We start from the raw sequence: 12926 nt of genomic DNA, 5'->3' as shown, positions 1-12926 counted from the left end.
CGACCGAACGGAGTGGACATGAGCGTCATCGGAGTGGTGGGCGCCGGCGTGATGGGCGTGGGCGTCGCCCAGAACCTCGCGCAGTGCGGGTACGACGTCGTGCTCGTCGACAAGGACGAGGAGACCCTGGACGCGGCCCGCGCCACGATCACCCGCAACTGCCGCATGAGCGCCCTGATGGGCGGCCCCGCGCTCGACGCCGACGAGATCCTCGCCCGCATCACCACCGCGGTGGGCGTGGGCGCGTTGGCCAAGGCGTCGACGGTGATCGAGAACGTCACCGAGAACTGGGAGATCAAGCAGCGGGTGCACCGCGAGATCGACGAGGTCTGCGCGCCGGACACCGTCGTCATCGTCAACACCTCGGCGATCCCGATCACCCGCGTCGCCTCGCTGAGCAGCCGCCCCGCCCAGACCGTCGGCGTCCACTTCATGAACCCGGTGCCCGCGAAGCCGGTCGTCGAGCTGATCCCCGGCGTCCACACCTCGCAGGAGACCGTCCAGCGCACCCGCGACCTGCTGACCGGCATGGGCAAGAAGGCCGTGGAGGTCAAGGACTCGGCCGGGTTCGTCTCCAACCGCGTCCTGATGCTGACCGTCAACGAGGCCGCCTACCTGGTCCACGAGGGCGTCGCCACCGCCGAGCAGGTCGACGAGGTCTTCCGCGGCTGCTTCGGCCACCCCATGGGCCCCCTGGAGACCGCCGACCTCATCGGCGTCGACACGATCCTCTACAGCGTCGAGGTGCTCTACGAGCACTACGCCGACAGCAAGTACCGCCCCTGCCCGCTGCTCAAGCAGATGACCGACGCGGGGCTGCACGGCCGCAAGTCCGGCCGCGGCTTCTACACGTACGACGGCTGAGCCGTACCTCCCGCACCACTCTTCCCCTTCTCCCTCTCCTGTCTCTCCCTTCCGAGGAGCACTCTCATGGCGAACACCCACGCGCAGACCATCCGCGCCTTCATCGTCGGCCGCCACCCGCAGGCCGAGCTGACGGACGACCAGGACATCTTCTCGCTCGGCTTCATCAACTCCCTCTTCGCGATGGAGCTCGTGATGTTCATCGAGAAGGAGTTCGGCGTCTCCCTGCCCAACGACGAACTGCGCATCGACAACTTCCGCACCGTCTCCTCGATGGCCGAGCTGGTGGAGCGCCGCCTCGCCGGCGCCGTCTCCGCGTAGGGACCAGGACGATGACCACTGCTCTCCCGACACTCGACCGGAGCGCCGTCCGGTCCTTCGTGGACGCCCATGTCGTTCCGGAGGCGGACCGGTGGGACCGTGCCGGGGCGATCCCGGAGGAGTTCCTGGCCCGCCTGACCGAGGCGGGCCTGTGGGCCCCGTTCCTGCCGCCCGAGGTCGGCGGGGCCGGCCTGGACATGCGGGGACTCGGCGCCGTCCACGAGGAGATCGGCCGCGGCTGTTCCTCCGTACGCAGCCTGCTGACCGTCCACACCATGGTGTCCTGGGCGGTCCAGCGCTGGGGCAGCGACGCCCAGCGCGAACGCTGGCTGCCCGACCTCGCCGCGGGCCGCGTCCTCGGCGCGTTCTGCCTCTCCGAGCCCGGCGCGGGCAGCGACGCCGTCGGCATCACCACCACCGCGACCGCCCACGGTGGCGGCTGGCTGCTCAGCGGCGTCAAGAAGTGGATCACCAACGGGGCGCGCGCCGACCTCTTCCTGGTCTTCGCCCGCAACGGGTCGGGCATCAGCGCCTTCCTGGTCCCGCGCACCGCGCCCGGCGTACGCGTCGAGCCGATCCACGACATGCTCGGCACCCGGGCGTCGATGCTGGCCGAGGTCGCCTTCGACGAGGTCCTCCTCGGCCCCGACGCCCTGGTGGGGCCGAGCGGCTTCGCCAGCGGCATGGTGCTGTCCGGCGTCCTGGACCTCGGGCGCTACAGCGTGGCCGCCGGTTCGGTGGGCATCGTCCAGGCGTGCCTGGACGCCAGCGCCGGATACGCCGCACAGCGCACCGTCGGCGGTGCCCCGCTCTCCGAACTCCAGCTGATCCGCGCCAAGTTGTCGGACATGGTGACCGACGTACGGGCGGCGCGGCTGCTCTGCGAGGAGGCCGGCCGGCTCAAGGACGCCGGGGACTCCGCGACCATCATGGCCACCTGGGTGGCCAAGTACTTCGCCTCCACCGCCGCCGCCCGGCACGCGACGGAGGCCGTGCAGATCCACGGCGCGCTCGGCTGCGCCCCCGGCTCCCCGACGGCCCGCTTCTACCGCGACGCCAAGGTCATGGAGATCATCGAGGGCAGCAGCGAGATCCAGCGGATCACCATCGCCGACGAGGCGTTCCGGCAGGACTACGGCAGGACCCCGGAGGACCAGCGATGAGCCAGCAGGGCGCGGTCGCCGCGCTGCCGACGAAGCCCGCACAGGGACGCATCAAGTGCGTGGTGTGGGACCTGGACAACACCCTGTGGGACGGGGTCCTCCTGGAGGACGGCGAGGTGACGCTCAGGCCGCACGTGGTCGAGCACATCCGCCGCCTGGACCGGATGGGCGTCCTGCACTCGGTGGCCAGCAAGAACGACCCCGAGACCGCGCTGGCCGTCCTCCGCGACCTCGGCATCGAGGACCTGTTCCTGTGCCCGCAGATCGGCTGGAACGCCAAGTCGGACTCGATCCGGCACATCGCGGGCGCCCTCAACCTCGGCCTGGACGCCTTCGCGTTCGTCGACGACCAGCCCTTCGAACGGGCCGAGGTCGAGGCGGTGGTGCCCGAGGTGACCTGCGTCGACGTCGTCGACATCGACGAAGTGCTGCACCGGCCGGACTTCCGGCCGCGGTTCGTGACCGACGAGTCGGCCGAGCGCCGCGGCATGTACCGGGCGCAGCTCACCCGGGACGGGCTCGCCCGTGAATTCGTCGGCACCAGCGAGGAGTTCCTCGCCGGGCTCGACATGCGCTTCACGATCGCGCCCGCACGCCGCGAGGACCTCCAGCGCGCCGAGGAACTCACGCTGCGCACCAACCAGCTCAACTCCACCGGCCGTACGTACTCGTACGACGAACTGGACGAGCTGCGCAGGTCCGACGACCACCTGCTGCTCGTCGCCTCGCTGACCGACCGGTTCGGCGGCTACGGCAAGATCGGGCTCGCCCTGGTGGAGCGGGCGGGGGACGTCTGGCACCTGCGGATGATGCTGATGTCCTGCCGCGTGATGTCCCGAGGCGTCGGCATGGTGCTCCTCAACCACCTCATGCGGCTCGCCCGCACGGCCGGGGCCGAGCTGCACGCGGACTTCGTGGAGACCGGCCGCAACCGCATGATGCAGATCACCTACGCCTTCAGCGGCTTCACCGAGGTCAGCCGCGACGGCGACCGCGTGGTGCTCGGCGCCGACCTGGACAACCTCCAGGACCCGCCGGCCTACGTCACCCTCGACATCGTCGACTCGGCGGGCGACGCCGATGACTGACCCGGCACGCTGGCTGCCCTACCGCCCGGGCGCCGAGCCCCTCCGGCTGTACTGCCTGCCGCACGCCGGCGGGTCCGCCTCGGCGTTCCGGTCGTGGATCGGCGCCGTCCCCGGGGTCGACGTCCGCCCGGTGCAGCCGCCGGGCCGCGAGGGACGGCACCGCGAGACGCCGTACGCGCACATGGAGGACCTGGTCGCCGATCTCGCCGAGGCGGTCCTCGCCGACGTGGCCGACTCCGGCGGCGTCCCGTACGCCGTCTACGGACACAGCCTCGGCGCGATGACCGCGTTCGAACTGGTGCGCCGCATCGGGGCGGTCGGCGGACCGGAGCCGGTGCACCTGATGGTCTCCGGCTGCGGCGCCCCCGAGCTGTGCGGGGGCCTGGAGGGGCTCACGCCCATCCGGGACATGTCCACGGAGCAGATCGCCGAGGTGCTGCGCAGGCTCGGCGGCACCCCCGAGTGGCTGCTGGGCAACCGGGCGCTGCTCGCCATGGTCCTGCCGCCGTTCCGGGCCGACTTCACCGTCAAGGAGAACTACCGGTACGTCCCCTGCGCCCCGCTCTCGCTGCCGGTGACGGCGCTCGCGGCGACGGACGACCCGCGGGCCTCCGTGGCCGACGCGGCGGCCTGGGAGGCGCACACCACGGGTCCGTTCACCCTGCGGACCCTGAGCGGTGGGCACTTCGCGGCGCTGGAACAGGCCGCCGCGACCCACCGGCACATCGAGTCCGCGCTGCGGCCCTGGGCCCTGTCCGCGAGCTGATCCCGACGCAGAACGCCGGTGGGGCGTGACCGCTACGAGCGGTCACGCCCCACCGGCGTTCGTGCGGGCCGTCAGCCGGCCCGCACCACCTCGGCCAGTTCCCGGACCGTGGGGTGCTCGACGATGGCGGTCACCGCCATCGGGGCGCGGGTCTCGGTCCGGATGCGGTTGGCGACCTGGATCGCGAGCAGCGAATGGCCGCCCAGCTCGAAGAAGTTGTCGTCCACTCCGACCCGGTCCAGGCCCAGGATCGCCGCCCACACCTCGGCGAGGGTGGCCTCCAGATCGTCACCCGGCTCCGCGTACGGGACGTTGAGCAGCGGGCGCGGGTGGCGCTCCCGGGTGTCGACGGGCTCGGCCCGCGCCGCACGGCCGGCGACCCACCGGTCGAGCCGCGCCTCCAGGGAACCCGTCGAGACGGCGAGATGGGCGACCCGGTCGACGGCGGCGAGGGCCCGCTCGAAGACGTCGACACCCTCCTGCGGGGTCATCACCAGCTCGCCGTCGAAGCGCGCCGGGTCGATGCCCCAGGTGTCCCAGTCGACGGTCGTCCAGTTCCCGGTGCCGTCGCGGCGGGCGGTCCTCGCGCAGGCGTCGAGGGCGGCGTTGGCGGCGGCGTACGGGCCGAGGGCGATGCCGCCCAGGACCGCCGCGATCGACGACAGCGTGATGCGCCGGTCGGGGCACTGTCCCCGGAGCACCTCCTGGAGGACGTGGAAGCCGCCGACCTTGGCGCCGAAGTGCGCGGCGCGGACCTCCCGGTCGGACAGGTGCGCCTCGCGGAAGAAGCGCGGGTCCTGCACGCCCGCCCCGTGCACCGCCACGTCGATCCCGCCGAACCGCGCCACGGCCTCGTCGACCGCCGCGCGCATCTGATCGAGGTCGCCGACATCGGCGGAGACGGCGAGGACCTCGGCGCCGCGCCGCTCCAGGTCCAGCACGTTGCGCACGTGCCGGGCCACCCGCTCCGCGCCGTCCGGCGCGGCGTGCTCGTAGCGCGGCCACTCCTCGCGGGGCGGCAGCGCGGCCCGGGTGGTCAGCACCAGCCGGCACCGGTAGGTCCCCGCGAGATGACGGGCCAGGGTCAGCCCCACGTCGCCGAGGCCGCCCGTGATCAGCACGGTCTCGCCCTCCCGGAACAGCGGCTCGCGCGGCCGGTCGAGACGCAGCGGCTCGTACCCGCGCAGCCAGGTCTCCCCGGCACGCACGGCCACCGGCCCCTCGTGGTCGGCCACGGCGGCGGTGAGCACGGCCTCCGCCATCCGGGACAGCGCCCGGTCACCGCCCGCGGCCGCCTCGTCCACGTCGACGGAACGGCAGCCCAGGGCCGGGTTCTCCTGCGCCAGCGAGGGAGCCAGCGCGGCCAGCGCCGCGTGCGCGGCACGGCTGGGCTCGGCCCCGGTGACGCCCGCCGCGCCGGAGGTCAGCAGCACCAGCTCCGTCTCGCCGCCCACCGCGTCCCGGACGAGGGCGCCGGCCAGGGCGAGCGCGCTGTGGACGCCGAGTTCCTGGCCCGCGTCGAACGCCGCCGTGGCGGCCGCGGATCCGGCCGACGCGGCGTCCGGAGCGTCGCCCGGGTCCGCCAGGCTCCAGGCGTGCACGATGGTCCGCGGCGCCACCATCAGGGATGAGAGCGCCTCGGCCACGTCGTCCGCCGGGACCGGACCGACCGTCAGATCGCCGGCCTCGTCCATGTCGAAGCCGTCCCCGAGCCGGATGGCGCCGGCCTCGGCGCCGGCCGTGTGCAGCCGCTCGATCAGGGCCTCGCCGCGCGCGTCGCCGGACAGCACCAGCCAGGGGCCGGCGGCCCGGAGCCGCGCGTCCAGGTCGGCCGCGGGGAACAGCCGCTGCCGCCAGGTCGGCAGATACGTCCAGTCGGCGACGTCGTCCGTCCGGCCCGCCGACCGCTCCGCGCGGACCGGCTCGGCGGGCGCGGGATCCACCCAGTAACGGCGCCGCTGGAAGGGGTACGTGGGCAGTTCGACGAGCCGGGCGGTGCGGGCGCCGCCGGGCGCGAGGTGCAGCGCCGGCCAGTCGACGCGGACACCGGCCAGCCACAGCCTGGCGAGCACGGTCGCGGGCCAGTGCGCGGCGGGCCCCTCGCCGAGGCGGGCCTCGACGGTGTCGGGCCCTGCCTCGGCGACCACGCGGACACCGAGCCGGGTGAGCGTCTCGGCGGCGAGGGCGAGCACCCCGTCCCGGTCCGTACCGGGAACCGCGCCGAGCGCGGCGCCGAGCCCGGCCCACCACGCGTCCGGCACGTCGGCGGCGCCGGTCAGCCGCACCGTCGCGTCCTGCCGCTGCGTCTCGCCGTCGAGCAGCCGGGCCGGATCGGCCAGCGCGGCCACCGCGTCGGCACGGTCCGCGCAGACCACGGCGCGGCGCAGCCCGAACTGCCCGCGCGACCGCTGAAGGGTGTACGCCACGTCCGCCAGGTCGATCTCGGGGTGCGTGGCCAGGTGTGCGCGCAGCCGGTCGGTGAGCGCGTCCAGCGCGGGCCGGTCGGCCGCGGAGAACGCCAGCACCTGCGGGCCGGGCCGCCGGGGCGGGTCGGCGGGGCGCGGCGCCTCTTCCAGCACCACGTGGGCGTTGGTGCCGCCCAGGCCGAAGGAGCTGACGCCGGCGCGGCGCGGGTGCGCCCCGGCGGGCCAGGGCCGGGCCTGCGTGTGGACGGCGAACCGGTCACCGGCCGTGGCCAGCGCCGGGTTGGGCGCATCGAAGCCGGGCGTGCCGGGCAGCACCCCCTCGCGCACCGCGAAGGTGGCGCGGATCAGGCCGGTCACCCCCGAGGCGCGGTCCAGGTGGCCGACGCTGGGCTTGAGCGAGCCCAGCACGCAGGGCGTGTCCCGGCCGTCGGGGAACACCTTGCTCATCGCCGTCAGTTCGATCGCGTCGCCCAGATTGGTGCCGGTGGCGTGGCACTCCACGTAGCCGACGCTCTCGGGCTTGACGTCGGCGACGTCGAGCGCCGCCTTGATCACTCCGGCCTGGCCCTCGACGCCGGGCGCCGTGTAACCGACCCGTTCGCGGCCGTCGTTGTTGACCGCGGAGCCGAGGATCACGGCGTGGATGATGTCGCCGTCGGCGAGGGCGTCGGTCATCCGCTTGAGGGCGACGACGCCGACGCCGCTGCCCATGACGCTGCCGTTGGCGGCGGCGTCGAAGCTGCGGACCGTGCCGTCGGGCGAGAGGATGCCGCCCTGCTCGTAGCGGTAGCCGGCCGGTTGCGGCAGCGGCAGGGCGACGCCGCCGGCGAGGGCGGTGTCGCACTCGTAGGTGAGCAGGCTCTGGCACGCCATGTGCACCGCGACCAGCGAGGTCGAGCAGAACGTCTGCACGGTGATGCTGGGGCCGCGCAGCCCCAGCTTGTAGGCGACCAGCGAGGTCAGCGAGTCGCGCTCGCTGCCCGCCGCCAGCAGCAGGTGGCCGCCGGGCTCGTCGCCGAGCCCGGCCAGGTTGTCGCGCATGTAGTCGGGGTAGCCGCAGCCGGCGAAGACGCCGACCGGGACGTCGTGGGAGGTCGGGCAGTGCCCGGCGCTCTCCAGCGCCTCCCAGGCGCATTCGAGGAAGAGCCGGTGCTGCGGCTCCATCGTCTCCGCCTCGCGCGGGCTGAACCCGAACACGGTGGCGTCGAAGCGGTCGATGCCGTCCACCGGGCCGCCGACCCGGACGTACTCGGGGTCGAGCCGCTGCGGATCGACGCCCGCGGCGCGCAGTTCCTCGTCGGTGATCTCACGCAGCCCCGGCGTTCCGTCGAGCAGGTGCTGCCACAGCTCGCGCACACCGGACGCGCCGGGGAAACGCCCCGACATGCCGATGATCGCGACCGCGGACTGATAGTCGGTCTCCGTCACTTTGGACCTCTTTGGTCAGGGGGGTTCGGTTCAGAGCAGGCGGCTGCGGCCCCAGCCGCGGGACAGCCGGTACACCGCGAAAGCGCCGAACGCGGCACCCACGGCGAGGCAGACGACCGCGGAGCGCAGCGTCCTGTCGACGTCGCCCACGACGGCGGACTGAATCATCGTCAGACCCCAGTAACCGGGGGAGACATGGGCCAGCTGGGCGGCCCAGGACGGCATCAGGCTGACCGGCACGACCGCCCCGCCCAGCGAGGAGACGATGATCGACCCGAGGTCGGTCGCCAGATGCAGGTCACCGCGGCTGCGGACCACGGTCGCCAGCGCCGAGCCCATGGCGAGCAGGGTGAACCCCCACACCATGATCGCCAGTGCGATCAGCAGGACCGGGCCGGTCACGTCGAGGCCGATGATGAAGGAGCCGTACACCAGCAGCGTCAGCTGCTGCACCACGAGCACCACGAACACGGGCACGGTCTTGCCGATGAGCAGCTCGGCCTGGTTCGCCCGCGTCACCCGCAGCCGGTCCCAGGTGTGCCACTCGCGCTCCAGCAGGATCGAGTTGCCCACGATCGACAGGGCGAAGACCGAGAACATCACGAGCGGCCCGGTGACCGCCTGCAACGTGCTGCCGTCGAGGGCCTTCACGTACAGCGGCTTGAAGACCACCATCAGCACCATGGGCACCACCAGGTAGCTGATCATCTGGCCGGGGTCGCGCAGCCGGAGGATGACGTTGTGCTTGACCAGCACACCGCTGCGGAGCAGAGCGTCAGACATGGGCCACCGCCAGGGATCGGTACAGATCGTCGAGAGAGGGCTTGCGCACGTCCACCGACGCCACCGGCCGCTCGTTGCCGCTGAGCAGCCCGACCAGCGCGGTGCTCGGCTCGGTCGTGGAGATGCTGACCTCCTCCTCGTCCTGGAAGGTGACCCGCACCTCCCCGGGAAGCCCGTCGAGGAGTTCGGCGCTGGTGCCCCGGGCGATGACCCGGCCCGCCCTCGCCACGGCCAACGTGGCCTCAAGCTCGGCGAGTTCGGGCAGGTAGTGGGTGGTGTAGACGACCGCCGTGCCCTCCCGGGCGCGCTGCTTGATCACGTCGAGCAGCGCCTGCCGGGTCTCCGGGTCGGCGCCCGCGGTCGGCTCGTCCATCAGCAGCAGACCCGGCCGGTGGATCAGCGCCACCGCGGCCTGGGCGCGCCGCTGCTGGCCGCCGGAGAGCAGGCCCACCGGGCGGTCGCAGAACTCCGACAGGCGCAGCGCGCCCACCAGTTCGTCGATCTCCCGCTGCAGCGCCGCGCGGCGCAGACCCGCGAGTCCGCCGTACAGCTTCAGGTGCTCGCGGACGGTCACCGGCCGGTAGAGCGCGATGTGCTGGGGCGAGGTGCCGATGGCCGACCGGGCCTGCGCCGGGTCCTTGCCGGCGACGGTGACCCTGCCGGAGTCCGGCCGGATCAGCCCGGACACGATCTCGACGAACGTGGACTTGCCGGCGCCGTTGTGGCCGACGAGACCGACGATCTCGCCCGCCTCCACGGTCAGACTGAAACCCGCGAGGGCGTGCACGTCACCGTATTGCTTGGTGAGTTCGGTTGCTTCTAGCACTGGGGGCTCCCCATGTCGTGCGGAGGGACGGTCACACCAGCACCTCGGCCGGCGCGGGATGGCTGAGGAACGCGGTCGGGCTCGCCGTCAGCCCGTAGGCGCCCGCCTGGTAGACGACGATCAGGTCCCCGACGTCCGCGTGCGGCAGCTCCACACCGTCCGCGAGCAGGTCGAGGGGGGTGCACAGACAGCCGACGACCGTCGCCTTCCCCTCCGCCGGGGCGTCGGGGCGGGCCGTCGAGACCGGGTAGTTGCGGCGGATGAACTGGCCGAAGTTGCCGGAGGCGGCGAGCTGGTGGTGCATGCCGCCGTCGACCACGAGATACGTGGTTCCGCGGGACTCCTTGCGGTCCACGACCCGGGTCACGTACACCCCGGCCTCGCCGACGAGATGCCGGCCCAGCTCGATGTGCACGCGGGCGTCGGGCAGTCGCGGCCGCACCTGTCCGGCCAGCAGCGTCTCCAGGTTGTCGCCGATGCGCGTGCGGTCCACCGGCCGGTCCCGCTCGAAGTACGGGATGCCGAAACCGCCGCCCAGATTGAGATAGCGCACCGGTTGCGGGGCGGCCTCCGCCAGTTCCAGGAGCAGCTCGACGGTCAGGCGCTGGGCCTCGCAGATGCTCTCCGCGTTCAGGTTCTGTGATCCGGCGAAGACGTGGAAGCCCTCGAAGTCCAGGTCACCGAGGCGTGCGAGGAGCGCCGGGACGCCTTCGGCGTCCACGCCGAACTGCTGCGGCCCGCCCCCCATGCGCATGCCCGAACCCCGCACGGCGAACGGCGGGTTGACGCGCAGCGCCACCCGCGGCCGGATCCCGAGCGCCTCTCCGGCGCGCCGGATCCGCTCCAGCTCGTTGCCCGACTCCGCCTCGATCATCACCCCGGCGGCCACCGCCGACGACAGCTCGGCGTCCGACTTGCCCGGGCCCGCGAAGCTCACCCGGTGCGCGGGCAGCGTGGTGTCGAGGGCGTGCCGCATCTCCTGCGCCGACGCCACGTCGAAGCCGTCGACGAGTTCGCTCATGTGCGCCAGCAGCGCCGGCATAGGGTTCGCCTTCACCGCGTACTTCAGCGACACGTCGTCCGGCAGCGCCTTGCGGACCGCCGCGACGCGCTCGGTGACGAGCCTGCGGTCGTACGCGAAGAACGGCGTGCTGCCGACCCGGGCGGCCAGCCGGTCGACGGGCACACCGCCGATCTCCAGGACACCGTCCCCGTGCCGCGCGAACAGCGCGCCCGCGGCGCTCACCCGGTCACCGTCCTGCGGGTCTCGACCCGGTCGAACTTGCCGTTCGGTGATACGGGCAACTGGTCAAGGAACACCACCCGCTTGGGCAGCATGTACCGGGGCACTTGGTCCTCCATGGCCTTGCGCAGATCGCTCTCGGTGGTGTCACCGGCCACGACGAGGACGGCGATCTGGCCCAGCCGCTCGTCGGCGAGCCCGAACGCGACCGCCCCGCTCACGAGCCCGGTCGCGTACGCGGCCTCCTCGATCTCGGTCGGACTGACCCGGTAGCCGGAGGTCTTGATCATCTCGTCGTCGCGGCCGACGAAGTACAGGAAGCCGTCCTCGTCGCGGTACGCGCGGTCGCCCGACCACACCGCGATCTCGGCCCGCACCGTGCCGTCCGCCCCGGGCGCCGGGCGGAACCGCTCGGCGCTGCGCCCGGGATCGTTCCAGTACCCCTGCGCCACCAGCGCCCCGCGCTGCACGATCTCGCCGTGCTCGTGGGGCGCGCAGTCGGTGCCGTCCGGGCGGACCACCCGGACGTCCGCGTTGGGGATCGCCCGGCCGATGGAGTCCGGCCTGCGGTCCGCCTCGGCGGGATCCAGGTACGTGGCCCGGAACGCCTCGGTGAGTCCGTACATCAGATACGGGAGCGCGGCGGGGAACAGCTCGCGCAACCGGGCCAGCGTCGAACGGGGCATCCGCCCGCCGGTGTTGGCGAAGTAGCGCAGCCGGGCGGTGGCCTCGGCGGGCCACTTGCACCCGGTCAGCTGCATCCACAGCGGGGGTACGCCCGTGAGACCGGTGACCCGGTGCCGGGCGCACAGCCGCACCAGCTCGACGGGGAGCAGGTAGTTGGCGAGGACCACGTGCGCCCCGGCGTGGAAGGCGGTGGTGAGCTGGCTGAAGCCCGCGTCGAAGCTGAGCGGCAGGGCGGCGAGGATCACGTCGTCGGGCGTGTGGCCCAGGTACCCGGCGACGCTCTCCGCGCCCGCGAGCACATTGCGGTGGCTGAGGACCACGCCCTTGGGGGAGCCGGTGCTGCCCGAGGTGTAGAGGATCGCCGCGAGATCGGTGTCGATCACCTGGACCGGCGCCTCGCCGCCGCCGTCCCCGGGCAGCGCGTGCCAGAGGGTGACCCGCAGGCGGCCCCCGGACGCGTCGGTCACGTCGGCCACGTCGTCGGGTGCGGGCCCGCCGGGCAGTTCACCGACGATGACGACCTCGGCGACCGACGGGGACGCGGCGATCGCCGTCCGCACCGTCGCGTACCGCTCGTCCGTGGTGATCACGGCGCTCGCGGTGCAGTCGTCGACGATGTGCCGGATCTGCGGCGCCTTGTAGACCGGGTTGACCGGGACGAACACCCCGCCGGCCGCCGCGACCGCGAACAGCGCGACGACGGTCTCGACGCGCTTCTCCATGAAGACGACGACCCGGTCGCCACGGCGCACCCCGAGCCGGCGCAGCCCCTCCGCCGCCCCGGCCACCCGCCGGCGCAGCTCGGCGTAGTCGAGCGTCGTGTCCCGGTACGTCAGGGCGGGAGCGTCCGGCGCACCGCGCCCGCACAGCCCGGCGACCCCGGTGAGCGGGGCCACCGGGGCGGGGACGCCGTCGGCGGGCGCGCCGGTCAGCAGCGCCGTTCCGCCCGCGCTGTCACGCATCGGCGTGCTGCCCGGCGGGCAGCGCCTCGGACACCGTCCGCCACAGCGAGCCGACGGTCGCGAAGGTGTCCTGGTTGAGGGCGTCGTCCTCGAACTCCAGGTCGTAGCCCTCCTCCAGGGCGGCCAGCAACTGGACCACGCCCATCGAGTCCAGGCCCAGCGCGGCCAGTTCGTCCGACGCGCCGAGCTCGTCGGCGTCGGCGTAGGGCAGGAACGGCCGGACCATGTCCTGGAACTTGCGCGGTATCAGTACTGATGCAGGCATTGATGTCACCTCGGGGAGAGAGCTGCTCCGTCAGCGGTGCGCGGGCCGACACCACCCGGCGCCTCCCCGCCTGCCACCGCATCCGGGAAAGCTAGGCTCCGGTT

11 protein-coding genes are annotated in these 12926 nt (G+C 73.2%); 5 read left to right on the top strand and 6 right to left on the bottom strand.

The window, feature by feature from the left end; genetic code table 11:
• Positions 1–18 precede the first annotated feature (18 nt).
• From ABII15_RS13950 to ABII15_RS13930, 5 genes are all read left to right on the top strand, one after another.
• Positions 19–864, top strand: coding sequence for a 3-hydroxyacyl-CoA dehydrogenase NAD-binding domain-containing protein (locus ABII15_RS13950; RefSeq protein ID WP_353942641.1), 846 nt, complete (start codon positions 19–21; stop codon positions 862–864).
• A gap of 66 nt (positions 865–930) precedes the next feature.
• Positions 931–1185 (top strand): acyl carrier protein, encoded by a 255-nt coding sequence (locus ABII15_RS13945; RefSeq protein WP_353942640.1) that lies wholly within the window; start codon positions 931–933, stop codon positions 1183–1185.
• An 11-nt stretch (positions 1186–1196) separates the two neighbouring features.
• The gene (locus tag ABII15_RS13940; RefSeq protein WP_353942639.1) at positions 1197–2348 is read left to right on the top strand and encodes an acyl-CoA dehydrogenase family protein; all 1152 of its coding nucleotides are present in this window, start codon (positions 1197–1199) and stop codon (positions 2346–2348) included.
• Complete coding sequence (locus ABII15_RS13935) at positions 2345–3436, top strand: HAD-IIIC family phosphatase (protein WP_353942638.1); 1092 nt, start codon at positions 2345–2347, stop codon at positions 3434–3436. The genes ABII15_RS13940 and ABII15_RS13935 overlap by 4 nt, the downstream gene beginning before the upstream one ends.
• Positions 3429–4202 carry an alpha/beta fold hydrolase gene (locus ABII15_RS13930; RefSeq protein WP_353942637.1) on the top strand — a complete coding sequence of 258 codons (774 nt, stop codon included), beginning with the start codon at positions 3429–3431 and terminating at the stop codon, positions 4200–4202. Before ABII15_RS13935 ends, ABII15_RS13930 begins: the two co-directional genes overlap by 8 nt.
• A gap of 71 nt (positions 4203–4273) precedes the next feature.
• On the opposite strand, the gene ABII15_RS13925 is transcribed toward ABII15_RS13930, so the two are convergent.
• The 6 genes from ABII15_RS13925 to ABII15_RS13900 are packed head-to-tail and all read right to left on the bottom strand — an operon-like array spanning position 4274 to position 12822.
• A complete protein-coding gene (locus ABII15_RS13925) occupies positions 4274–8056 on the bottom strand; it encodes an SDR family NAD(P)-dependent oxidoreductase (protein WP_353942636.1) in 3783 nt (1260 codons plus the stop codon).
• A gap of 30 nt (positions 8057–8086) precedes the next feature.
• Complete coding sequence (locus ABII15_RS13920; protein ID WP_353942635.1) at positions 8087–8839, bottom strand: ABC transporter permease; 753 nt, start codon at positions 8837–8839, stop codon at positions 8087–8089.
• The gene (locus ABII15_RS13915) at positions 8832–9665 is read right to left on the bottom strand and encodes an ABC transporter ATP-binding protein (protein ID WP_353942634.1); all 834 of its coding nucleotides are present in this window, start codon (positions 9663–9665) and stop codon (positions 8832–8834) included. Before ABII15_RS13915 ends, ABII15_RS13920 begins: the two co-directional genes overlap by 8 nt.
• A 31-nt stretch (positions 9666–9696) precedes the next feature.
• Positions 9697–10911, bottom strand: coding sequence for a pyridoxal-dependent decarboxylase, exosortase A system-associated (locus ABII15_RS13910; RefSeq protein ID WP_353942633.1), 1215 nt, complete (start codon positions 10909–10911; stop codon positions 9697–9699).
• Positions 10908–12557 carry an acyl-CoA ligase (AMP-forming), exosortase A system-associated gene (locus ABII15_RS13905; RefSeq protein WP_353942632.1) on the bottom strand — a complete coding sequence of 550 codons (1650 nt, stop codon included), beginning with the start codon at positions 12555–12557 and terminating at the stop codon, positions 10908–10910. Before ABII15_RS13905 ends, ABII15_RS13910 begins: the two co-directional genes overlap by 4 nt.
• Positions 12550–12822: a phosphopantetheine-binding protein gene (locus ABII15_RS13900; RefSeq protein ID WP_353942631.1), complete on the bottom strand. Its 273-nt coding sequence runs from the start codon at positions 12820–12822 to the stop codon at positions 12550–12552. The genes ABII15_RS13905 and ABII15_RS13900 overlap by 8 nt, the downstream gene beginning before the upstream one ends.
• Positions 12823–12926: the final 104 nt, after the last annotated feature.

Source organism: Streptomyces sp. HUAS MG91 (genome assembly GCF_040529335.1).
GTDB classification, from domain to species: Bacteria; Actinomycetota; Actinomycetes; order Streptomycetales; family Streptomycetaceae; genus Streptomyces; species Streptomyces tabacisoli.
Note: the sequence above shows the minus strand (reverse complement) of the source record. Positions and strands in the feature narration are given on the sequence as shown.